The organism is Arthrobacter endolithicus (assembly GCF_026627425.1).
Taxonomy (GTDB): domain Bacteria; phylum Actinomycetota; class Actinomycetes; order Actinomycetales; family Micrococcaceae; genus Arthrobacter_M.
In genome coordinates, this window is record NZ_JAPNLH010000025.1 from 1 (window position 1) to 23100 (window position 23100).

A 23100-nucleotide genomic window follows, 5' to 3' on the forward strand; every position below is an offset into this window, starting at 1 on the left:
GACTGCAGGGCAACGCGAGCATCCAGGTCAGCGACACGACAATCACGGCCGCCGGGCTAATAGTCACCGAGGCCCGGCACAGATTGAGCCATGCCTTGCCCAATCTGGACCAGATGTCCCTCCAACCGGTTATCACCCCGTTTAATCACCACCTCGACCATCAAACGCCAACACACGGATGAGCCGATCCGTCCCACTATGGGCGCAGCCGCAAAAATCAGCTCCGCCGCCCTGGCACTGATCCCCGGACACGGCAGTTTCCTCATCACCGCGAACGACGGGTTCTCCGATGCCGGTTAAAGCTCGCCCATGACAAAAATCCACCGGCCCCGGCTATTTTCCGATCGGCCCGCCTCACTATCTGTTCATAGCTACGGCCCTCGAACAGCACAGCCATGATCGCGTTGTAGCCGGCCATCAATGCCTCCTTTCATCAGAAATCAGCACCCAAGGTGTTGCTTTCCTGTAAGAGGAGGAGCACCCGAAGGAAGACCGCAAAACCACCTACAAGCTATTTTTCGGAGCCATCAGAAAGTCCTGGCGGACGCCGAGGGCTTCGTCGGTGCGGCGGATGGATTCAGCGGCGTCGGTGACGGTTCCGGCGAGGGCGCGGACGGCGTCGATGTTTTCCGGAATGACGACGGCTTGGTTGTCTACTGTATAGGTGTAGAAGAGTTCGCTGCCCTGGACGGTGAGGATGTCTTCCCAGAGGGCGACTTCGTACATGTCCCCGCGGGGCCGGCCGAGATCTTTCATGAGCTCGATGGTGCTGTTCAGGGCCACAATTCCGTCGGCCCGGCGGACCAGGGCGATCCGCGGCATGGCCCGCAGCGCGTCGAGTATTTCCTCCCTACCGGCGGGGCGGGTGAGCTCAACGGTCCAGTAATGCATGTGGTTCTGGGTGTGCGAGCCTTTGACCGCCGTGGTTATCACGTCAAGGTCGGGGTCCACCGATTTCGCGTCCGGTCCTTGGTGGCTGGGAATGCTGGCCTCCGGGACCATGGTGTTCATGATCCCGGAATGGTCCGATTCCCATGGGTCAGTCGCCCGGCGGATGAGCACGCCGCGGGCTTTGCTGAGCAGCCCGGCGTCCTTCAGCGCGGTCAGGGTGCGCACGGTCGCGGTGGTGTTGCAGGAAACCACCCGGGTGGCCTCCCGGCCCAGGGCCGTGTCGTAGTTGGCGTGGGCGACGAAGGAATGGCCGGTGAGTTCATGTTTTTCCCCGCCCTGGAAGATGGCCTTCACCCCGTGTTCGCGGTAGTGGTCCAGGTTGCCGGCGCCGATTTTCGCCGGGGTGCAGTCCACGATGACGTCCACCGCGTCCAGGAGCTGATGTAGCCCGCCGGCGACAGGTATGCCCCCGGCAGCCAGGTCCGTTGCGCTTTCCGTGGTGGAGGCGTAGACGGGGATTGCCAGTGCGACGGCGGTTTTGATCCGGTAGTCCGAGATCACGTCGCTGATTCCGATAAGTTCCATGTCTGGCTGTGCTTTTATCGCATGGGCGACGCGTTTGCCGATGACTCCGTACCCGTTCACGCCGACTCGTATTTTCTCGGACATGGTTATTCCTTTCATTGGAGTGGTTGTGCAGGGATTGTCGGGCCATGGCGGCTGCGCCCTGATGGGTGCTGGTTAGGGTCGGCGTTTTCGTTGCTGGCGCGCGGTCCAGGCCAGGTCGGCCCGCAGCGAGCCAGCTGTTACCAGGCATGCTCCCAGCAGCGGTGCCTGCCAGGATTTTTGTCGGGCCGGGCCTGCTGCCACAAGGTCCCCGATGCCCCGGACGAAGGCGTTGGCCAGGATGGCGACGACGAGGTGCTGGCCGGGCTGCAGGTTGAACGATGCAAAGAACTCCCCGGCGCGGTGTCCGGGTTCGTGTTCGATGAGTCCGGCGGTGAGGGGTCCGGGAACCGGCGGCGCGGAATCCTGCAGTTTGGTCAGTTCCTCCTGGTAGGGTTCGGCCAGCAGCAGGTCCTGAGGGGTGGCGAGGAGCTGACCGAGCTTCACGAAGGTCGGGCCGAGCTGTTCCAGTGCCAGGCGCAGGTGTTCGGGGTTCGAGTAGGGTTCCTCCCGGCGTTCATTGTCCAGGAACCCGTGCTGGAAGGGCAACCACCGCTGTAGGCCCATGGCGCCGGCCAGGAATCCGAGGCCGTACCGAACCAGGGTTTCGGCGATCTGCGAGTAGCGTTCGGCATGGATACCTGTCACCTCTTCACTCCCCCACCGCAGAAGCGCTATGGGCATCCGGCGGTTCGGGCGGGGTCCGGGCCGATTCCGCGGGCAGGGGAACGTCCCAGTTCTGGCCGGGGGCGAGGGTCTTCTCGATGCCCTCGACGCAGACCCGGACGGGGGCGGCCGAACAGGGATGCAGCCGCAGGCTCACCCGGTCCTCGGTGAGAGTGATGCTGATCGGTTGTCCCCGGTAGCTGAGCCGAAATGAGACCGCGGTCAGTTCGGCGGGCAGGACCGGATGCAGCCAGAGAGCGTCCCGGCGGGTTTCCACCCCGGCATAGCAGCGCATCACCATGTCGGCGGTCCCGGCCATGGCTCCCACGTGGACTCCTTCGTGGGTGGTCCCGCCCTGCGTATCGGCCAGATCGGCTTCCAGCGCCTGTTCGAACAGTGACCAGGACCGGGCCCGGTCGGTACGGGCGAGTACCCAGCTATGGATCAGCCTGCTCAGGGTCGAACCGTGGCTAGTGCGGGCCAGGTAGTAGCGGACAGTGGCCGGGATGAGTTCCGCGGCCAGGTCGTAACCGAGGCGGCTGAAAACTTCCCGCAGTTCTTCGGCGGAAAACAGGTAGAACAGCATCAGGACATCGGCCTGTTTGGAGAGTTTGTATCTGTTGGTGGTGTCACCTTCGGCCTGCAGAATCAGATCCAGCCGGCCGATGTTGGCGTACCGGGCCCGGTAGGCATCCCAGTCGAATTCCTCCAGTGCTTCGTATCCCTCGAACTGGCTGATCACTCCGTCGTGGAACGGGATGCGCAGCCGCCTGCTGATCCTCCCCCAGTGTGCCGGTTCCCCGGGCTGAAGGTGCAGCCTGTTCCACAGCGGCCCGCAGTCGTGGCCGGCCAGCAGGGCCACCGTTTCGCCGGCCCGGGCCAGGACCCAGGCGGTGAGCACGTTCGTGTAGGCGTTGTTGCGTAATCCCTGGCCCGGTGCGTCGGGATAACCGTCGTGGTACTCGTCCGGGCCCATCACCCCGCTGATGTTGTAGCGGTCCTGGGTCGGATCATGGACGGCCAGGGAGGTGAAGAGCCGGGCCACCTCGACGAGGATCTCGGCCCCGTAGTCGGTGAGGAAGCGCAGGTCGGCGGTGGCCTGGTAGTACTGCCACACGCTGTAGGCCACGGCCAGGCCGACGTGCCGCTGCCGGCGGGAGTTATCGCCCATCCACTCCCCGTTGCGGACGTTGAACAGTTCATCCGGGGTTTCCTCCCGGCCCTCGCTGCCGGACTGCCAGGGGAACATGGCCCCGTCCAGGCCTGCGGCGCGGGCTGCGGTGCGGGCTGCGTCCAGGCGCCGGTACCGGTAGAGCAGGAACGCGCGGGTCAGTTCCGGCCGGTGCAGGGTCAGCACCGGGTAGACGAAAAGTTCATCCCAGAAGATATGCCCGCGGTAACCCTCTCCGTGCAGGCCGCGGGCGGGCAGGCCCGCGTCCATGTCCGTGTCCGCGGCGGCAACGCTCTGTAATACGTGGAAGAGATGCAGGTTCAGGGCCAGCGACTGCCGCGAACCGGTCTGCATCTCGATCCCGAACCGCTCCCACAATTCAACCCAAGCCGTGGTGTGGGCGTGCAGCAGGTCTTCGAATCCGGGGGCGTGGCGGATCCTGTTCCCGGCGTCCAAGGCAGCCGTGGAGAGCGCCCGGTCCCGGGAAGATGCTACGGCGGCGGTCTTTTCCACCGTCACGGCCCTGCCGCGCTGCAGGCTGATCGTGATCTCATGACCGGCACGGGCCTTCGCGGTCATCAGCCGCCGGCCGGTCACCGCGCCACCGGGACTGACGCGGGTGCGCAGGGCGGTCGCGATCCTGATCCGGGACTGGTTGGTGACCGCCTCATACAGCACCGTGTCGGCGTCGAGTTCGACGGAGCCGACAGGGGCCAAGTGATCGTGGGCCAGGGACCGGTCCGCTGCCACATTGGTATTGGCCACGGCTCCGTTCACGGCCGAACACACGATCACCTCACCGGACCAGTCCTCGGCCTCGAGCGTGACGTCCAGTGCGGCCAGGTGCGGTTCGGTCAGGGACTGGAACGCCCTGGAGATGATTCGGGTGGTCCGGCCTGCGGCGTCGCGGTACCGGTTGGTGCGGGTGAGCACCCCGGTACGCAGGTCCAGGTCCTGATGGTGGCTGAGCATCTGCTCTGATCCCGGGCGCAGTAGGGAGCCCTCTGCGGAACGGACGGTCAAGAATGACCAGTCCGGGGCGTTGACCAGATGCTCGGTCTCCAGGCTGTGGCCGTGACGGTCGGTGCTGAGCCGGTTGTAAATTCCGGCCAGATAGGTCCCCGGGTAATGGACGGCGCCGGCGGTGCTGCCGGGCACTGCGCCGCGGGTGGCCCAGTACCCGTTCCCGAGCGTGCACAACGCCTCCCGGGTCCCCTCCCGGGCAGGGTCGAACCGGTCATAGACCAGGTTCCAGCCCCCCGGGGCGACGCTCGCCGCACCCCCGCACCAGGAGCCCCCGTCCATCTCCCGGGCGCCAAGACGGGGCCAATTGAGACGACGGGTTCCCTTGAGATTAAGTTCGGCCACATCCCCCACCACCACGTGGGCTCCGGCGGCAAGCAGCCGGTCCGGGCTCCCGGTACGGTCCACCCCCACGACCAGTGCGAAACCCCCAGCTGCGCCGGCGGCGACCCCGGCGGGTGCGTCCTCTATGACAACGGCATCGGCGGGATCCACGTGGAGCCGGTGTGCGGCCTCCCAGAACATGGCCGGATCCGGTTTGCCCGGCAGTGAAAGCGCCAGCGCGTCGGTTCCGTCGACCCGGACGGTGAACAGGTCCGTGATGCCGGCGGCGTCAAGGACCGCCGCACTGTTGCGGCTGGAAGTCACCAGCGCAACGGGCACCTGCTCCGCGGCCAGGTCCCGCAGCAGTTCCATCGCATCGGGAAAGACCGTCACCCCGCCGTCGCCCAGCGCGGCAGTGAAGAAATCCTGCTTGCGGGTGGCCAACCCGTTGATCGTGAGCTGCTCGGGCGCATCCCCAGCACTGCCCTCAGGCAGGGTAATCCCCCGGGAGTCCAGGAACGTTCTCACCCCGTCCTCCCGGGTCCGTCCGTCAACGAAGGCCCGGTAGTCCTGCTCCGCGTCAAACGATACTTGCGTGTCATCGATCCGGGGCAGGGCCTGATCGAAAAGTGCCTTCCACGCCGCCGCATGCACCTCGGCGGTATCGGTGACTACCCCGTCCATGTCAAAGATTACCGCGGCATAGCCCGAGGGCGTCCCGTAGTTTCCTTGCCCGGGTGCTGGCGGCAGGTGGTGCAGATTGTCTAGGTGCATCAAGAGTCCTCCACTGCCGGTGCAGCAGTCTGTGCATGCGGCCAGCTCCAGCCGCTGATGGCCGGATCGTCCTCTCCGTGGGCCCGGGTCCAGGCGCGGGCGCGGACACGTTCATCAACCATCCGCTGACGCAGCCCGGCAGCCCTCTCGGCCAGGCCTGGGACCCTGTCAATGACGTCCATCACCAGGTGGAACCGGTCCAGGCTATTGAGCATGACAATATCGAAAGGGGTGGTAGTGGTGCCCTCCTCGCGGAAACCGCGCACGTGGAAATTTTGGTGGTTATTCCTGCTGTAAGTCAGGCGATGTATCAGCGCCGGGTAGCCATGATAAGCGAAGATCACCGGCCGAGTGGCAGTAAAGACAGCGTCGAACTCGGCCTCCGGCAGCCCATGCGGGTGCTCAGTCTCCGGCTGCAGCCGCATCAGGTCCACCACGTTGACAACCCGGACAGTCAACTCAGGCAGGTGTCGGCGCAGCAGGTCCACGGCCGCGAGGGTTTCAAGGGTCGGTACATCCCCGGCGCAGGCCATCACCACATCGGGCAGCACCCCGGCAGTGGCCGTCCCGGTGCAAGGAGCAGCGGTTTCGTTGCCCGCCCATTCCCAGATTCCCAGCCCGCGCTGGCAGTGCAGGGCCGCCTCGTCCATCGTGAGGTAGGACAGGGCCGGCTGCTTGCCGGCGACGATTAGGTTGATGTAGTTGCGGCTGCGCAGGCAGTGATCCGCCACCGAGAGTAGCGTGTTGGTATCCGGCGGCAGGTAGACCCGGACAATTTCGGCTTTCTTATTGATCAGGTGGTCAATGAATCCCGGGTCCTGATGGGAGAAGCCGTTGTGGTCCTGGCGCCAAACATGGGAGGTGAGCAGATAGTTCAGCGAGGCGATCGGCCGTCGCCACGGAATTTCGCCGGCGACCTTGAGCCACTTGGCGTGCTGGTTCACCATCGAGTCGACAATATGGATGAAGGCCTCGTAGCAGGAGAACATGCCGTGCCGGCCGGTGAGTAGATAGCCTTCCAGCCACCCCTGACACAGGTGCTCCGAGAGGACCTCCATCACCCGCCCCGACTGGGCCAGGCTCTCGTCGGTGGGTAGCATTTCGCCTTCCCAGACACGGTTGGTGGCTTCGAAGACGGCGCCGAGCCGGTTGCTGACCGTCTCATCCGGTCCCATCAGCCGGAACGTGGACGGGTTGTTGGCGATGACGTCGCGCAGGTAGGTGCCCAGCACCCGTGTTGCCTCGCTGATGGTTGTCCCGGGCGCCTCAACGGTGACGGCGTAGTGGCGAAAGTCCGGCAGGCGCAACGGCTTCAGCACCGCTCCTCCGTTAGTCACCGGGTTCGCGCTCATCCTGCGGGTGCCTTCCGGTGCAAGGTCAGCCAGCTCGGACAGCAGCGCCCCGTCGGCGTCGAAGAGTTCCTCCGGATGGTAGGAGGCCAGCCATTCCTGCAGCTGGCGCAGGTGTTCCGGGTTTTCCCGGAGGCCGGCCAGCGGCACCTGGTGGGAGCGCCAGGTACCTTCGGTCGGCAGTCCGTCGACCTCCTTCGGCCCGGTCCAGCCCTTGGGCGTGCGCAGCACAATCAACGGCCAGCGCGGGCGTTCGCTCACGGCCCCGGCCCGGGCCTCGTGCTGAATACGGCCGATCTCGTCGACGACGTCGTCCAGGACCGCCGCGAACTGCTGGTGGACCCGGTCAGGGTCGTCACCGCTGACCAGGTAGGGTCGGTGTCCATACCCCTTCAGCAGGGCCATCAGTTCCTCATCGGGGATGCGCGCCAGGACGGTGGGGTTGGCGATCTTGTAACCGTTCAGGTGCAGGATCGGCAGTACCGCACCGTCGTGGACGGGGTCCAGGAACTTATTTGAGTGCCAGCTGGCGGCCAGCGGTCCGGTCTCGGCCTCCCCGTCGCCGATGACGCAGGCCACCAGAAGGTCCGGGTTATCGAAGGCCGCCCCATAGGCGTGCATCAGCGAATACCCCAGCTCCCCGCCCTCATGGATGGAGCCCGGGGTCTCCGGGGCGACGTGGCTAGGGATACCACCCGGGAAGGAGAACTGCCGGAACAGGCGCCGCAGACCGTCCTCGTCCCGGCCGATGTCGGGGTAGACCTCGCTGTAGGTCCCATCCAGGTAGGCATTGGCGACCAGACCGGGGCCGCCGTGGCCGGGTCCGGTCACGTATATCGCGTTCAGGGCCCGGGCCTTAATCACCCGGTTCAGGTGCACGTAAATCAGGTTCAGCCCCGGCGTTGTGCCCCAGTGGCCCAGCAGCCGCGGCTTGATGTGCTCCAGCGTCAACGGCTCCCGCAACAAAGGGTTGTCCAGCAGGTAGATCTGGCCAACGGAGAGATAGTTCGCCGCCCGCCACCAGGCGTTAATGTGTTCGAGTTGGATGGGGCTAAGGACCGGGTCCCGAAGCGTTAGCACCTGATAGTCATTCATGAGTTGTGCATCCTTTGATCGACGGGGAGAAAGTGCGTCATGGCCTCGGACGTTTTACCGGGCTCCACTCGGCGCTGGGGTCGGGGCCGGTTCGGATTTCGTCGTGGTTCCGGCCGGCTCAACCGGTGCGGGCAGGTGCAGCCGCTTCAACAGCAGTGCGTTGACCGCGACGATGACGCTGGAACCAGACATTGAAATGGCGGCGATTTCCGGGCTGAGCCGAATGCCCAGGGAAGCGAAGAAAATGCCGGCGGCGATGGGCAGTGCGATGACGTTGTAGCCGATGGCCCAGCCGAGGTTTTGCCGCATCTTGCGCACCGTCCCCTTGCCGATGCGCAACGCCACCGGAACATCCAGCGGGTCCGAACGCATCAGGACCACATCCGCTGTATCAATAGCTACATCTGTCCCTGCACCGATTGCCATGCCGAGGTCTGCCTGGGCAAGTGCCGGGGCGTCATTGACGCCGTCCCCTACCATGGCGACCCGTTTGCCGGCGGTCTGCAGCTCTACGATTTTCGCTGTTTTGTCCCCTGGCAGTACTTCGGCGATGACGGTGTCGATTTTCAACAAGGAGGCGATGCGCTGGGCCGTTGCCTCATTGTCTCCGGTGAGCATGATGACCTCGATGCCGGCCTCGTGCATCGCGGCGACCGCTGCGGCAGCCGTCCCGCGGACCGCGTCTGCCAAGGCAATCATCCCGGCTGCTTTGCCGTCGACGGCCACCAGGACGGCGGTGCGGCCGGTAGATGCAAGCTTCTCCCGCCGCTCGGCCACAGGGGCGATGTCAACTCCTTGGGCAGTCATGAGTTTGCGGTTGCCCACAAATACCTGGTGTCCGTGAACCATCGCTCCTGCGCCGTGCCCGGGTACGTTGCGGAAGTCTGTGGCATCCGGTGCGGACACGCCTCTGCCCTCGGCATAGTTGACGACGGCGGCCGCGAGGGGGTGCTCTGATTCGCGTTCCACGGCAGCCACGAGGGCGAGTAGTTCATCCTCGTCAATGCCGACGGCAATGAAGTCCGTGACCTCCGGCTTTCCTTGGGTCAGGGTGCCGGTTTTATCCATCACGACGGCATCTATACGTGCCGCGGTTTCCAGTGCGGTGGCATTCTTGAACAGGATCCCGCGCTTGGCGCCCAGGCCGGTGCCGACCATGATGGCCGTGGGCGTGGCTAGCCCTAGCGCGTCGGGGCAGGTGATGACCACGACCGTAATGGCGAAGAGCAGCGCCGTCTGCAGGCTTGCCCCGGTCAGCAACCACACCACGAAGGTGGCACTGCCTCCTATGAGTGCGACTAGGACAAGCCAGAAAGCGGCCCTGTCCGCCAGGCGTTGGCCGGGAGCCTTGGAGTTCTGGGCTTCCTGGACGAGCGCGACGATCTGGGCCAGGGCCGTGTCTGCACCGACCTTCGTGGCCCGGACCCGTAGTGTTCCGGTCGTGTTCACGGTGGCCCCGACGACTTTGGAGCCCTTGGTCTTGGCAACCGGCAGGCTTTCCCCGGTGACCATTGACTCATCGATGTCAGACTCGCCGTCTTCGACGGTTCCATCCGTGGGGATCTTGGACCCCGGACGCACCAACAGCAGGTCCCCGGGAACGACCTCGGCGGTGGGGACTTCTACCGGTTCCCCGTCACGGATCACCAGCGCCTTGGCCGGTGCCAGTTCCAGCAGTGTCCGGATGGCGTCGTTCGCCCCGCCCCGGGCGCGCATTTCAAACCAGTGTCCCAGCAGCACGAAGCTGGCCAGCACCGTGGACGCCTCGTAAAACACGTCGCCCCCGCCGGTCAAAGTCACGACCAGGCTGTAGACCCAGCCCGCTCCCACGCCCACAGAGACCAGGACCATCATGTCCAATGTCCGCGCCTTCAGTGCCCGGTAGGCGCCGTCGAAGAAAATCCAGCCCGCATAGAAGACGACCGGCAGGGACAGAGCAAGTGCCAAGACATCGTCCCGTAGGCCGAAGGGCGCCGGCACCGTGAAGCCGAGGACATTTCGTCCGATGGGTGAGAAAAGGGTAATCGGTACCGACAGTGTGGCCGCCACGAGGAACCGGTTCCGCATGTCTTTGACCATCGCGGCCATCGCCTTGCCTCCGTGGCCACCACCGTGGCCCATGACGTCCTGCGGGTTTTTGGTTACGGGTCCGCCGTGGTCTTTGTGGTCCTGGGCCTGTGGTTCTTTAGCCGTCGTTGTCCGATGCCCGGCCCGGTCGGCAACTGAGACGGTTTCGTGGTCGTCGGCGGCGCGGCCGTGGTGCTTTTGGGAGGATGTGGTGTCATCCATCATTGGATCGCAGATGTGGTCAGGGACGGATAGGCCAGCGCAATGGTAGCCGCACTTACGGATCCACTGGGCCAGATCGGCCACCGATGTCTGCTGCGGATCATAAGTGACGTTGGCTGTCTGCGCTACAGGATTTGCGGCCACGGCGACAACACCCGGGAGGCGCCCCAGTACCGACTCTATGATGGATTTCGAGGAAGCCCAGTGGACGCCTGCCACTTCCATAACCGCTGTTTCAGACTTGGGATTCATGCAGATCACTCTTCTCCGAAATAGAGTATTGATTCACGAGGGGCCTCTTCAGTGGCTATCTACGCGGTGTACGAGCTGGGAATCATTTGCTTCGTAAGGATTGAAAGTTCGCCGAGACCGGTCCAAAGGCTCTGAATCGTCGGACCCTCGTGCGCTGACCATCCCGACCAGACGGCACGTTGGCTCCGATGTGGTGGTGAGATCAGAGGCAGACTGCGCGTCTAAATTCTGCTGACGGTGAGGTGGGTGAGCGAAACCGCGTCCGGCACAGCGGCGCGGATCGGATAACATGCCGGTCGCGGAAGGCGGACCGGTGTCACCGTGCTCCCGGTGGAGGGAACCAACGTCGGAACGTTGAAGCGCAAGCCAGCACCGGTAACGGCGGAGGCTACACATGCACCACTGCTGCACGAGCACTGGCCGCAGGGTGGTGTCCCACTCCCGTCGGCGTTGATTCCGTCGCCGGCAGCCCCCATCGGAGCCCTATCGGGGGCAACAACGGATTCTGTCTGGAAGGACTGCTGCGCTGCACCGGCGAGAATAGCGCTGGCGGCGCCTAGGCTACTCGGAGGAAGCGAGTGCATGCCCAAAATGGCGGCGGTTAGGAAGAGAAAAGCCAGCACCGTCATAATCCGTGGCTGAGTGGCGTTTCGCCGCCGCAAAAACTGTGCCATTCCCACCCCCCGCATTTCGTTCAGTAACGTTTGTGTTCAGTGACGTTTGTACTGTGTTGGTGCCCTCAACCTGATCATACCTCGCAGGTCGGGAGCACCCGGGGGTCCTTATGCCCTTGATTTCTCTGCGTGTGTATGTGTTCGCTGGAGTGCATGACGGTACTGGTTCCTTGTGCAGCGGACGGTAGGGGGTGAGGACCGTTAACTGCCGGCGGGAGGCGCGACCATGGAATTGGTTCACCGCAGGCCGGAGATGACGGTCCCATCGGCAATCAACGCGAGGGCCAATTTCCCTATTAGTGATTCGTTAACTAGGAGTTCTGGGAAGGACCAAATCATTCAGATGGTGCCGCGCTCCCCCTATGTTCAGACCATTCATTGCGTTGCGGCCAAGATAGGGCTGATGTCGTCACATTTCGGTGGCAACAGAATATACCCGGTCCTCATGGCACCGTGGCGGTCCTCGGGGGTAACGGGGCGGTGTTCCTTCTTTTGGCCAGGTACTTTGGAAGGATTTTCCCTCGTAGAATCCTGTTCGGGGGCAGCGTGTGGTCTCAGGAGGATGGCGGCGACGTGTTCCTTCGCTGCGGCTCGTTGCGGTTGTAATAGCCCTTGGAATTGCCAATGGTCGGGAGTATGGCGGCGCGGTCGGAAGGGGATTAATGCGCCGGGTCGGGCGCTCTGGTCATGGCTGGACCTGTTGGGGGCCGTCCACGGTCGTCGTGGCGCCGGGATTCCCGACATGGAGCATGCCGGCTAGCAGGTCGGTCACCAGAGCTGTGACGGCTCCGAGGGTCTTGGGGCCGGAATTCTTGGGCGCTCCAAGGGGGGACCTGAAGGGCCTTTCCGGTGGTTCCCCTCCGGCCGCCTGACGTAGCGGGATCGAGGTCAGTGCGCTGACTTCGGCTAGGTTGGCCGGTCCGGTGAACGCGGGCCGTGCCGACCATGCCAGCACCGGGGTGAGCAGGAAACCGCTGTCGGCCAGCGCAACGGCTGGCAGCGTGCCCAAGATGTGCACGCTGGCCGGGTCCAAGCCTGTTTCCTCGTAGGCCTCACGGAGCGCTGTACTGGCCGGTCCGTCGTCGCTGGTTTCGGTTGCGCCGCCGGGGAAGACCAGCTGCCCGGGGTAGTGGATCAGGTCGGGTGCGCGTTCGGTGAGCAGCACCGCCGGTCCCTCCGGGCTGTCGGTGAGCAGCACAAGCGCCGCAGCGGACCGTAGTGTGATCTGTACCGGCTGCCGGTCCAGATGGAAGCGGGCAGGCCCAGTCAGCCGTGCCAACCGGGTGGCCCATGCTGGGAGTGCCGATGACTCGTTGCCGAAAGCTTGAGGGACGGGAGCTCCGGGCTCCAGCCACTGCAGCTGACCGGTTCGTATCCGCAGCAGCGCCACACCGGGAGCGCTGTCTGCTGGTTGCACCAGGCGTGTCTGCTGACCGAAACCGGGATGGCCGAACAGTGCCCTGGCCGGACGACGGCTCGTCAGCTCCGTGGTGGCGGAGAAGTTGGCGGGGTTGTTGGCCACCGCGACGAAGGCCTGCCCGGCTCCTACAAGGTTCGCGACCGGGCCGCCGAAGGCGACCAGGGTTTCGCTCATTGCCGGCACCAGCACCATGTTGACACCGGCCTCAGTCAAAGCGTGCACGGCGTGCGGGTTGAGCAGGTCCCGGCAGATCGCAATCACCAGATGCCACCCGTCGGCGCTGACGTGGACGCGTAGCTGCGGCCAGCCCTGCGGTTGGATGTCTTCATTGAGCGGCATGTCGGCCGGGGAATGTTTGTCCTGAGTCAGCGGCGCCGGGCAGCCGCGAAGATAGGCGATAGCGGTGTTCCGGCGTCGAGGCGGCCCGTCGCGGCCGTCCGGGTCGGTGCCGGGATGCGCGTCGTCGTGGTGGTAGCTGCCAGCCACCAGCAGCCGCGGCCCATCAGCGCGGCAGGTCCAGTCCTGTAGCCGCGCGGCCAGCGACTCGGTGACGCACAATTCGGGCAGTACGACGATGCTCGCGCCGGCTGTGACGGCGGCACTGGTCAGCCGGTCAATTTCATCGTGTTGCCGCTGCTCGTCGGCTGGACGGACGGGAAAAGTCCGGCCCAGGGCATCGACGGGGAATTCGAACTCGGCCAGTGTCCGGTTGGGATGGCAGGTTGCTATGACCGTGTCCGGGCCGACGAGTCCGGTAAGAGCGTCGGCGAGGCTATAGTCGAAGATGACCTGAAATTGTGTGGTCCACTCCCCCGCCAGCCGGATGTGGCGGGTCTCATCCAGCCGGTTGGCCAACCGCCACGACGGTGAGGTAGCCGGCAGCGTCGTTACCAGAGGCAGGTCCGGACTATCCAGAGGGATCGGATCCCCCACGCCCGGCTGGTATGGGCTGCGCCGTCGGAAGGACTCCGCGAAGCTGTGGCCGTAGCGTTCATCGAGCAGTTCGGCCAATGCGTGCGCAACAACCACGGCCGGCAGATCCTCCGCCGCGGTCAGCGCCGCAGCCAGTGCCCCTCGCACCTGCAGATCCAGGACGGGCACCGTCGAGGCGGCGGCCAGCACCGGCAGCACGTCGGCCACGATCAGCTCTACCTGCGTGCGGCAGCCGGGATCGTTCACCCGTTCCCACAGCACCGGGTGCTCGTCGCGGCACAGTAGCAAAAGGTGGGTGAGGGTGATCAAAGGTTCGGCCTCGGCCACAATCGCGGCTTGGATCGCCGCGACCCGCTGCGGCAGCGGCAACGGGCGGGCCACGCACGGAGCGCATGCCGTCATCGTGTGCTTCTGGCCGTCGCGGTGGGGAGCCGGGCTCACCGTTTTTCCTCAGTGTCCGGTTGCGTACGCGGGGACGAGGTCCAATGCGGATTGGTTTGCCCGGTGGACCGTCGCGGCGCCCGCCCCGTCTTCGGGAAAAGGCTGCGACCACCCGGTGTGGTGCGGGCTAGCGGCCGGCTCATGGCAGCTGTTGAAGCAGGCGGCGTGCTTCCCCGGCCATCTGCCGGGCGACGATGACGTCGTAGCTGGAGGCGAGCACCCCGCTCGTGGAGGTGAAATCGCGTTTTCCCCGCTGCAGGGCATAGTTCACGATCCCAAAGAGCATGAACAAGGCTGCACCCATCAGGACGAAGGTCACGATGGAAACAAAACCGCCGCTGGAGGAAAAGAACGAGAGCAGCACGCCGACGAAAAGGCCGAACCACATCCCGGTCAGAGTCCCGGACAAAGCCACGCGCGGATAGCTCAGCCTCCCCGTGACGCGTTCTACCTTCTTCAGACGGTTGCCCACAATGGACACCAATCGAACCTGGAACTGGTGGTCAGCTAGATAATCGACCGCTTTTTGTGCGTCCAGATACGAAGTGTAAGTGCCAATGGTCTCCTTACTCGGTATGCTGCGGGAATCATCCGGCGGCTGTGGTGTTCCCAAAAAATTCGGCATACTTCCATTCTTGCCCGAATCATGACCATGTCACCGGGCTTAAGCCTCTATAATCTCAATTTATGTGACCTTCTGAGCGCAGATCCGACAGTAGTGGTTAGGTAGCGGCGTCCACAGGGTCATGTATTTGTGGTGTTTCTCCCGCGAGATCTCACCCATCCGGATGTTCACGAGCCTCCCAAAAGGTGAGCCGCCGAGTCTCGTCCACGACGCGTCCGCAGCGTCCAGTCCCGATTGAAGGGGACACGGACCGCAGCGAGGTACTCACCCGGTCGTGGCCGCTGCCCTGCGTGCGAAGCGGAGCTGGCGCTGGGCTGTCGCCTCGCGTCCGGCTACCGGCCGGTGAGGGATCCAACCGTTCCGGCGATGATTACACCGATGCTGAGGAGAGCGAGGCTGACGATAATCATCCAGGTCTTGTCGATTCGATCAGCCTTCACCGTTGTCGTTTCCTGATCGGCGGGACTGTTTTCGGATGCCGTGCTGAGGCCCGAAACGGCATTGCGGCGCTCGTTCGCGAGCCGGTTACCGTTAGCGCTGAGAGCGACACCGGCAAGGGCCAAACCCGCAGCGAGCGGGACTGGTGTTCCATCGGGGTGGATTGTCATCATTCCGTGTTTAAGGCCTGCTGAGACAAGCCACCAGTTCAACGGGTAGGTTACGGCGAACCCGAGTGTGAGGGATAAGGAGAAGATGAACCAGAACTGGGGATGGTTGGGGTTGCCAGGGTCCCGGCTGCTTGCCGCCACGGGACGCTCAAGGCGATCATTCCCGCCATCAGCCCATTCATCGACACGAACTCGGGCAGGAACGTCATTCGAAGGCTGAGGGCGTAGTTGCCTCCAGCCATGTCCCGCATGAAGAGTGCTTGGAATATTGTCCACCCGAACAGGAAACCAAGTCCGTATTCTCCCAGGAGGTTCACCCACATGGGCAGCCGAAGTGGTGTGAGGGCCGCGGCGGCGACCAAGATACCGATGCCGTCTCCGGCGACGCAGTGCATGGTGGATCCGACAACCTGACGCCACCGTGCGCGAGCATAGTCGGCGTGAAGACCGGGCAATGGTTCTCGGCATGAGAGGACATAAAGCACCAGCCCAATGGGGCCAGTGAAAAGGACGACGACTACGAAACCCCATTTCAGTACTGGAGATTCGGGTGTATGGACGATGTCTATAGCAACGAAACCCACCGAGGCTGCCACTTCTGCAAACCAGAGCAACATAATCCCATCAAGCACCATGCTCACTCCTTCGTCTTCTCGATGAGGCCATGCGAGTGGCCCTAGCCTCCGCAGCCTGCCGATCCCAATGCGGTCGATAGTGTCCTGATCGGGATGGGGGGAGAGATACGGGATGGTCATCACCGCCGACGATGGGGGCTTTCCGCTGGTCGTCGCTGCCGAAGGCAAGGACGCCGAAGGTAAGGACGCGGCCGCGTATGCCTTTTTCCGCACCGGCGATGGCCGCCTTCGGCGCTCTGCTGCAGTGTTTGCCCGTTGTTCTGTGCTGGAGTCGGCTATTTGGGCCTGAGCAGCTTGCTGACTATTGGGAAGGGGTTGGTCTCGGGGGGCGGTGGGAGGGCTCTGCGCCGGGCGCGTTCAAGTGCGATCGTCACACGTCCTGCGAGGATGAGGGCGGCCGCGAAAATGAGCGAGCTAAGCCCGAAACTGAGACCGGCCAGGGGGCTTGGCGGTGCGGTGACAGCAGCGGTGATTGCTCCGGCTGTCGCGACCATGATTGCGATCAGAAAAACCAGCCAGCGGTGCGCTCGTCTGCTCTGGGCTTGACCACTCCGGAGCGCCATCACATGCCCAAATGGTTCTTGGCAGGGGTGAGGATCATGATGATGCTCAAAGCAACGAGAACAACCAGAAGTACGGCGGCGAGAGTTATGGCCACCGGACGCTGCCGCCATTCTCGTTTCTTGTTACGGTCGACGAACGGCAAGATTGCCAGAATGGCGAAGAAAGCAGCCTCCCCCCACACGATGGCTGGAAGTCCGAACCAGTTTTCCAACGTGAACGGCCACCAGAACATCCACAGTGGTTTGGTGATCTCAATACCCGCCACCGGGGACGAACCGATGGCTGCAGGAAGAAGCACTGCGAGGATGCCGAGGATACCGGTCAAAGCGATCCCGAAAGCGACCAGGCGACGAAGGTGCCGCGTGAACGGCTGCGTGGGCTCGGCGGCGGCGGCCTGCTCGACCAAAACCCCAACGGGCAGGCTGGGGTGAGGGGACATGTGATGACGTTTGACGAGGAGGAAATGCAGGATGACGAGTACAAGGATGATTCCGGGAATGATCACTACGTGGGCACCGTAGAGCCGCAGCAGGATCGAGAGTTGGCCGGAGAAATTAGGCGAGAACCAGAAGCCGAGCCCGCCGAGTAGATTGCCGATTTCGATGTTGTGGCCGAGGGCTTCGAACCCTTCCTGGTCCCATTTCAGGACCGTCCCGGTAAAGATGGAGAAGGTCACCAGAGCGAACATGGCGACCCCGACGAGCCAGTTCCCCTCACGAGGTTTCTTGTAGGAACCGGTAAAAAAGACTCGGCTGAGGTGGAGCAGGGCACCGACATACATCGCCTGCGCTGCCCAGAAGTGAATGCCTCGGACTAAACCGCCCCAGTCGTTTGACTGGACGTTGCGAATCGACTGATTTGCCAATTCCGGCCGGGGAGCATAGAACTGTGCGAGAACGATACCGCTAGCGATGAGCAGCACGAAGCTGACAGCAGTAATGCCACCGAGGGTCCACGCGAACCGGTTGCCGTGTTCGGGGACAGGGTAGGCCAGCGCGGAGATGCCCATGCGCTCATCGATGACACCCCAGGCCTTTCGTGTCCAAGTGCGAGTTTCCGGGTTTGCCGAAACGGGAGCAGTGTCAGCGATTTCAGCGGGCATCGTGGTCACGTCCGTTTGATTTAGGCTGCGGGGATTGATGACGCAGGCCCTCGGCTCCGAGGATGTCGCGGCGCAAATCCCGCATGCCCTCAGGCGGACGGAACCGCACTGCGAGGATGGTGCCGCCGATGGCGATAAGCACTGAGAGCACAAGGAAGACCCAGTCTGTGACGGTGAGGGACCCTCGAGACTCAAATGGGGCCACCATGATGGTGGTTCCGGTCTCCTCACCGACCGCCGGCTTCAGCGCCGCTACCGCTTCTGCGATGGATCCTTGGAGAAGGGCTCGGCCAGACTTGGTGTCTCCATTCATGAGGTCCGTTTTAGCTTGTTCGACATCTGCGACCGCGACCCCGTCCTGATCTTTTGCGGCGAGTGCCTCATCCACCTTCGCCAACGCTTGGGTGGTACCAGCCTGGGAGGAGTCGTTGACCAGGTAACTGAGCGCCTGCTGTACCATGACGTAACCCTCGGTCGGGGATTGTCCACCGTGCGCCCAAGCTGGCTGGCCAACAAGCATGACACTCAGGAAAACCACAAGGAAGCCGCCCAGACTCCGTCGCCAAAATCTGTACAACCGGGGGCGGAGCCGAACGGGGCGAAGCCGGTCAGCGATGGTAACGAAGGAGTGCACTGTCCGATTCATGAAGCCATCCCTGGTCACGTCTGGATGCGCCGAAATAGACGACATTATTCAATATATGGACTAAGAGGGAAAGTTTCTAGGTCTTGGCCTTCATCTCCTCCGATCGGGTGTGGGCGTGGATTTTGGTCGTCGACGTGGCTAGCGGAGGAAGCGGGTCGTGTCTGCTCGTCCGGCCCCGCTGCCAGGGTTTTCCCCAGAATGTTCCTTGGTCGCGCCGTCGCTGCGCGGATGCTGGCATAGGCGGGTTGTAGAGCCGGACTGATGGTGGTGAAGAGTGTTTCTGACATGGTTTGCCAGGACTAGATCTCGGGTAACCGGAGGCGCATTTTCCGGTACCGGAGGCGATCCGGGCCAGGACTATGCGTGATTTTGCATCGGATTGTGCCGGTGCCTGATACCCGTCGATCCGGTGGAGCGCTTCCTGGCCGATCTGGCGTCGATAGAACGCTCGACTAACATGGTCAAGGCGGAAGCCCATGATCTGAAGGACTGGTACAGGACCGGTTCCTGTTCGTGCTGCTTCCTCGATGCCGGAATGCGGATCGGTGAGGCCCTCGGTCTGCGGCACGAGGACCTATCCATCGTTGAACGCCAAGTAGCGGTCGTCGCCCGGGACAACGCGAACGGTGCCGTGCCAAGAGTGGCTGACGACGTTGCCCACCGGCCGGGAAGTCGGCAAGGCTACCCGCTCAAGATGGAATCCGGCGTCGCCTATCAGGGCACGATTTCGAAGCCGCGGTTGCCCACGAACCGGTCCGTTCAATGTAGCGACGAGATGCGGGGAACCGGTTGAGGACCTTCGACCCTGTTCCGTGGGGCCACCGGGGCCATAGACTCCAACCAAAGACTGGTCAGCATGTCTACACGGGATGGAATCATGATGTATGGATGGGACGGGAACGGTTGGGGTGTAGGTGCCTGGGTGGCGATGGTACTTATGATGTTGGTGTTCTGGGGAGGGGTGGTCACTGTCGTCGTTCTCCTGCTTCGACGCACCCATCCGCATGAAGGACCCGGCGCCGTGCGGCCCCCGCACTACGACGCCGAGCGTATTCTGCACGAACGGTTCGCCCGCGGTGAGATCGACGAAACGGAATACACCGCCCGCCGCTCCGCACTCCGGCATCCGGAATGAAGCCCGTCTCGCATCGCGGGCAGGTCATTTTCGGGGTGTTAGTCACCCTCATCATGACAGCCCTGTCCGTCGTCGTCGTCGTGGGGGTTGTGGGCGGAGCCACTGGCGGCGGCAACGGGTTCCTGTCCCGCCAGAACTGTGCGGCGCCTAGTCTTTACGGTCCGGTGGTGAACGTCTCCCTGACTAACATGGGTGGACCGCTGATGGGCCAACGCAACGGCATGATGAATGGCGGGGCGATGCGGCTGACCGCGGACCGTGCCACCGTGCCGGGAGGAAAGGTGTCTTTTCTGGTAACCAACGGGGGCAGTATCAGTCATGAACTCGTGGTTTTGCCGCTTCCGGCCGATCAGGTTGTCGGCACCCGCCCGATTGGCGGTGACGCCAGGATCGATGAAGCCGGGAGTGTCGGTGAAGCATCCAATACATGTGCTGAAGGTGCCGGCCAAGGAATCGTTTCCGGTTCCTCAGGCTGGGTTACCCTCACGTTGGCACCCGGGCGCTATGAACTGGTGTGCAACCTTCCCGGCCACTATGGCGCCGGAATGTATACCCAACTCACCGTCTCCTAATTTCCGTACACCTCTTGTCGTGCGCCGCTGAGAGGGTGGGGCTCGGGTCCATGACACGGAAAAGTAGCGCCGACCGCCGATTCCTATCCACGCAGCTCGAACTCCGGCCTCTCGCAAACTATGGCTATGAAGCGGTCTGGTTGCGAGATAGATCAAACCCCAGCGCACTTCGACACAAAGCGAAGCCCAACAGTCTGGGAGCAATCAAGCTGGTCCGCGAGGCAGAAGTCGGACACCAAACCATTCTTTGGCTAGCTGCGGGACCAGTGGCGCCATACCTGCTTCAGGAACGGTGGCACCATCGGGATCGATAATCGAAGTGGGAGTGATATTGGAGCCTGATTGTCGGCCGGACGTAAGGTTATTATGACAGCTAAGCTGGGTTTTTCCCCCCGTGCAGCTAGGCTCAGCCCTCATACATGCCCAGGCGCGACGTAGCCCGTCTCATCAGAAAACGACGCCCAGACTCAGCCGACGTGACGTGCCGGACGTGTGGCGCGGTCGTAGGTAAAGACCACTGCCAGGGCAAGTGCAACGAACCATCCGAACCCCACCAGGAGGGGCACGATTTCGTCGAAACCCGGGGTAAATGCCTCGTCGATCAGAACCTGTGATCCGCCGTAACCGGGCAGCAAACGAGACCAAACGGTCGGTTCGGGCTGCAACATGGGATTTTGAACAATGCCGATATCCAAGAATGCGAGTAGGAAAGCGACAAACACTCCGCCGACGGATCCGAAGATCGGTCCGAGAAGCGCCCCGATGAGCCCGTAAGTCAGGGCGAGGAGCATGTTGGCGCCAGCGTAGCCCGCCCATTGAACCGGGCTGAAGACCAGCGCGCTGGTGGCTAGCGCCACACCCGTCGCGACCAGAGCGGAAACGGTCAGAACCCCCAGTCGGGCGGACAGCAGGGAGCTGGTCCGCATTCCAGCCAGAGCCGCCCTCCGGTCGCCATCCCGACTCTGGAGCACGCCAAAAAGGCCGAGGAGCGCCGCGAGTGACGCGACAGCCACGGGAGCCATTGTCGCGCCGTGCAGGTCGATAAGTGACAGTGTGCGGGTGATGCTCTCGCCGTTCTCATGCAGGCCAATCGAGATGGGTTTGTCCGGTGTGACGACATAGACGCCGAGAATGAAAACCACGGGCACAACGACGAGGAGTGCCCAGAGCGCGGGATTACGTCGGGTGTCCCGCCATGCGGCCCGTAGGGCGGCGGAGGTTTGGGAACGGAACGATCCTACCTCTGGCGGACGGATGCGACCGTGGCCGGTGCGGGTCCGGGCGGCGATGAGTGCCCAGGCTGCGCCAACCGCGGATACCGTCCAAATCAGGGCCCAGCCGAGATCACCGATGGGCCCGCTGTGTCCCGACGGCAGGTCGATCATCCACAGGGTGACGTAGTGAGTCGGCAGAAGCCGGGTAGCGACGTTGTCGGCGGCACCCATCGCCGGTCCAAAGAACACGTCCACGATCCAAACGAACAGGACCACGACGCTGCCGTTGAGTGGATTGCGCACAACCGCCCCGACCGCGGCACCGATGGCGACGTAGATACCGGCAAACATGAGGGTCCCGGCGAAAGCGCGCCAAGGGTCGTCGACGCCAGTGCGGGCGACGAGGGCGATCAAGGCCGTTGTCGCAGCCATCACGGCGAGGCATCCGCCGGTGACCAGCCGGGCGAGAGAGAGCCGCGCTGCCGGGAGGCCGGCGATGACCACTCTTCGATCGGTGCCGCGTGTCGTTGCCATTTGGAAGTACATGGCAACACCAGCAATGAATCCGGCGGCCCAGCCAGCGGTTGCTAACTCAACCGCCGGGCCTTCTGGACCGCCGAGCAACCTTGAAAAGGACGCTAGTTCACCGCCCGCAACGAGCACGAAGACTGTGGGCACGACGATGAGCAGGAGCAGGTTGACGGGATTGCGCACGTAGTCGTTCAGAAAGCGTTGGACAAACACCAACGTGGTCATCGCGCGACCACGCTGCCAGCCCGGATGTCGAGGATACGGTCAAAACGGTCCTCATCGACCACAAAATGGCTGATGATCAATACTGTCCGCCCGGCTGCGCGACGCCCCGCGACGAGTATCCAGAATCGTTGGTAGGTGTCCCAATCGAAGCCGGACGAGGGCTCGTCGAGGAGGAGCACATCGGGGTCAGCCAGTAGAGCGAGACCGAGGTTGAGCTTGGCCAGTGTTCCTCCGGACAACTGATCGGCGCGAGTGCGCGCGTATCGCTTGAATCCCAGCTCTTCGTAGATCGATTCTCGTGATGCTGCCATTGCATGTCCGGTCATGCCGTAGGCCCTACCGAACAGGTCGAAATGTTCGTCGCAGCTCAAGCGGCCGTAGACGAGTGGTGTCTGCGGGCAATAGCCCAGCCGACCGCTGCGGGAAATCGTTCCTTGGTCGGCGCGCATCTCACCGACTAGGATTTTCATTAGGGTCGATTTACCGGAGCCATTCTCACCGGTAAGGCCGACCACCTCGCCGGGGTGAAGGGCGAGATCGACACCAGCGAGCACATCGCGGGTCCGGCCGAAGGGCCAGTGGCTGCGTCGATACGACTTCGTGATACCCGAAGCCCGGAGCACCGGATCATGACTCCGGCTGCCGTTCTGCATGTTTCTGCCGTGCTGGATGTGTTCGCCGTGTTCGTGGACCATTTCGACCCTCTTTCTTCTTCGATAGTAGGCGCTTGTCGCTTGCCGCCGATATGGGCCGCGGCTCATAGAAAATGCACGCGTATCCGGTATCGAAGAATCACCTGGGTTTGCGCGCGTCACGCTGTGGCTGTCGGCGCTGGTCAACGGGCGTCGGTACGACCGGGGTATGGGTATGGGGATGAGCTAACCCAAGCGTCGCTCAGCGACGGTGCTCGCCGGATACACGGATTAGCGTCTTGAAAGGTGTCCGCCAGCAGGGCCATGGAACCGCTGATCAGCACAACGGCGAGCTGCAGGACAGTGGTTCCCAGCAGCAAGACCACACTGATCTTCGAGGCACTGACACTCTGGGGGGATCGCCTCAAGGGCATCGTCAATGGAATCGGCCGCATCGTGGATGTGCGGCACAGAGAGCCCATGAAGGAAGCCCATCACTCCGCTCAGATGTGAGTGTCCGTCGTGGCCATGCCCATGCCTGCGGTCATTGTCCTGGGCTTGGTCGTGTTTGTGGCCGTGTTCATCGACATGCGTGTGCCCGGTATGGGAGGGGGTCATGCTGTTCTTAGCGATTTGGTGATGA

17 protein-coding genes and 2 pseudogenes are annotated in these 23100 nt (G+C 63.3%); 6 read left to right on the forward strand and 13 right to left on the reverse strand.

The features are described 5' to 3' along the window. Positions 1 to 182: pseudogene (locus OS914_RS16200) on the forward strand (cation diffusion facilitator family transporter); the annotation flags it as partial. Positions 183 to 504: 322 nt separating this feature from the next. Here the strand turns inward: OS914_RS16200 and OS914_RS16205 are convergent. The 9 genes and pseudogenes from OS914_RS16205 to OS914_RS16245 form a co-directional block, all read right to left on the reverse strand. Beyond that, the gene (locus tag OS914_RS16205; RefSeq protein ID WP_267547094.1) at positions 505 to 1560 is read right to left on the reverse strand and encodes a type II glyceraldehyde-3-phosphate dehydrogenase; all 1056 of its coding nucleotides are present in this window, start codon (positions 1558 to 1560) and stop codon (positions 505 to 507) included. A 72-nt stretch (positions 1561 to 1632) separates the two neighbouring features. After that, entirely contained in the window at positions 1633 to 2205 is a 573-nt protein-coding gene (locus tag OS914_RS16210; RefSeq protein ID WP_267547095.1) for an AarF/ABC1/UbiB kinase family protein, read from the reverse strand. A 4-nt stretch (positions 2206 to 2209) separates the two neighbouring features. Next, the gene (locus OS914_RS16215) at positions 2210 to 5515 is read right to left on the reverse strand and encodes a beta-phosphoglucomutase family hydrolase (protein WP_267547096.1); all 3306 of its coding nucleotides are present in this window, start codon (positions 5513 to 5515) and stop codon (positions 2210 to 2212) included. Then, positions 5515 to 7959 (reverse strand): phosphoketolase family protein, encoded by a 2445-nt coding sequence (locus OS914_RS16220; protein WP_267547097.1) that lies wholly within the window; start codon positions 7957 to 7959, stop codon positions 5515 to 5517. The genes OS914_RS16215 and OS914_RS16220 overlap by 1 nt, the downstream gene beginning before the upstream one ends. 54 nt (positions 7960 to 8013) lie before the next feature. Then, positions 8014 to 10500, reverse strand: a complete 2487-nt coding sequence (locus tag OS914_RS16225) for a heavy metal translocating P-type ATPase (protein WP_267547098.1) — start codon at positions 10498 to 10500, stop codon at positions 8014 to 8016. Positions 10501 to 11859: 1359 nt separating this feature from the next. Beyond that, complete coding sequence (locus OS914_RS16230; protein ID WP_267547099.1) at positions 11860 to 13968, reverse strand: NUDIX domain-containing protein; 2109 nt, start codon at positions 13966 to 13968, stop codon at positions 11860 to 11862. 142 nt (positions 13969 to 14110) lie between these two features. Beyond that, positions 14111 to 14593 (reverse strand): annotated as a pseudogene (locus OS914_RS16235) (YflT domain-containing protein); the annotation flags it as partial. 332 nt (positions 14594 to 14925) lie between these two features. Beyond that, the gene (locus tag OS914_RS16240; protein WP_420713986.1) at positions 14926 to 15342 is read right to left on the reverse strand and encodes a DUF4396 domain-containing protein; all 417 of its coding nucleotides are present in this window, start codon (positions 15340 to 15342) and stop codon (positions 14926 to 14928) included. Beyond that, on the reverse strand, positions 15252 to 15836 hold the full coding sequence (locus tag OS914_RS16245; protein WP_267547101.1) for a DUF4396 domain-containing protein: 585 nt from the start codon (positions 15834 to 15836) through the stop codon (positions 15252 to 15254). The genes OS914_RS16240 and OS914_RS16245 overlap by 91 nt, the downstream gene beginning before the upstream one ends. Positions 15837 to 15948: 112 nt before the next feature. On the opposite strand from OS914_RS16245, the gene OS914_RS16250 reads away from it, so the two are divergent. Beyond that, on the forward strand, positions 15949 to 16125 hold the full coding sequence (locus OS914_RS16250) for a hypothetical protein (protein ID WP_267547102.1): 177 nt from the start codon (positions 15949 to 15951) through the stop codon (positions 16123 to 16125). 273 nt (positions 16126 to 16398) lie between these two features. On the opposite strand, the gene OS914_RS16255 is transcribed toward OS914_RS16250, so the two are convergent. Further along, positions 16399 to 17502 (reverse strand): cytochrome b N-terminal domain-containing protein, encoded by a 1104-nt coding sequence (locus OS914_RS16255; protein ID WP_267547121.1) that lies wholly within the window; start codon positions 17500 to 17502, stop codon positions 16399 to 16401. Further along, on the reverse strand, positions 17492 to 18148 hold the full coding sequence (locus OS914_RS16260) for a hypothetical protein (RefSeq protein ID WP_267547103.1): 657 nt from the start codon (positions 18146 to 18148) through the stop codon (positions 17492 to 17494). The genes OS914_RS16255 and OS914_RS16260 overlap by 11 nt, the downstream gene beginning before the upstream one ends. Positions 18149 to 18605: 457 nt before the next feature. On the opposite strand from OS914_RS16260, the gene OS914_RS16265 reads away from it, so the two are divergent. The 3 genes from OS914_RS16265 (at position 18606) to OS914_RS16275 (ending at position 19855) form a co-directional block, all read left to right on the forward strand. Then, complete coding sequence (locus tag OS914_RS16265) at positions 18606 to 18941, forward strand: hypothetical protein (protein WP_267547104.1); 336 nt, start codon at positions 18606 to 18608, stop codon at positions 18939 to 18941. A 63-nt stretch (positions 18942 to 19004) separates the two neighbouring features. Beyond that, on the forward strand, positions 19005 to 19283 hold the full coding sequence (locus OS914_RS16270) for an SHOCT domain-containing protein (protein WP_267547105.1): 279 nt from the start codon (positions 19005 to 19007) through the stop codon (positions 19281 to 19283). 53 nt (positions 19284 to 19336) lie between these two features. Beyond that, on the forward strand, positions 19337 to 19855 hold the full coding sequence (locus OS914_RS16275; protein ID WP_267547106.1) for a sulfocyanin-like copper-binding protein: 519 nt from the start codon (positions 19337 to 19339) through the stop codon (positions 19853 to 19855). Positions 19856 to 20322: 467 nt separating this feature from the next. Here the strand turns inward: OS914_RS16275 and OS914_RS16280 are convergent, their stop codons facing one another. After that, positions 20323 to 21825 (reverse strand): ABC transporter permease, encoded by a 1503-nt coding sequence (locus OS914_RS16280; protein WP_267547107.1) that lies wholly within the window; start codon positions 21823 to 21825, stop codon positions 20323 to 20325. Beyond that, positions 21822 to 22520 carry an ATP-binding cassette domain-containing protein gene (locus tag OS914_RS16285; RefSeq protein WP_267547108.1) on the reverse strand — a complete coding sequence of 233 codons (699 nt, stop codon included), beginning with the start codon at positions 22518 to 22520 and terminating at the stop codon, positions 21822 to 21824. Before OS914_RS16285 ends, OS914_RS16280 begins: the two co-directional genes overlap by 4 nt. Before the next feature lie 243 nt (positions 22521 to 22763). Between OS914_RS16285 and OS914_RS18130 the strand changes: the two genes are divergently transcribed. Beyond that, positions 22764 to 22970 carry a hypothetical protein gene (locus OS914_RS18130; RefSeq protein ID WP_324290673.1) on the forward strand — a complete coding sequence of 69 codons (207 nt, stop codon included), beginning with the start codon at positions 22764 to 22766 and terminating at the stop codon, positions 22968 to 22970. Positions 22971 to 23100: the final 130 nt, after the last annotated feature.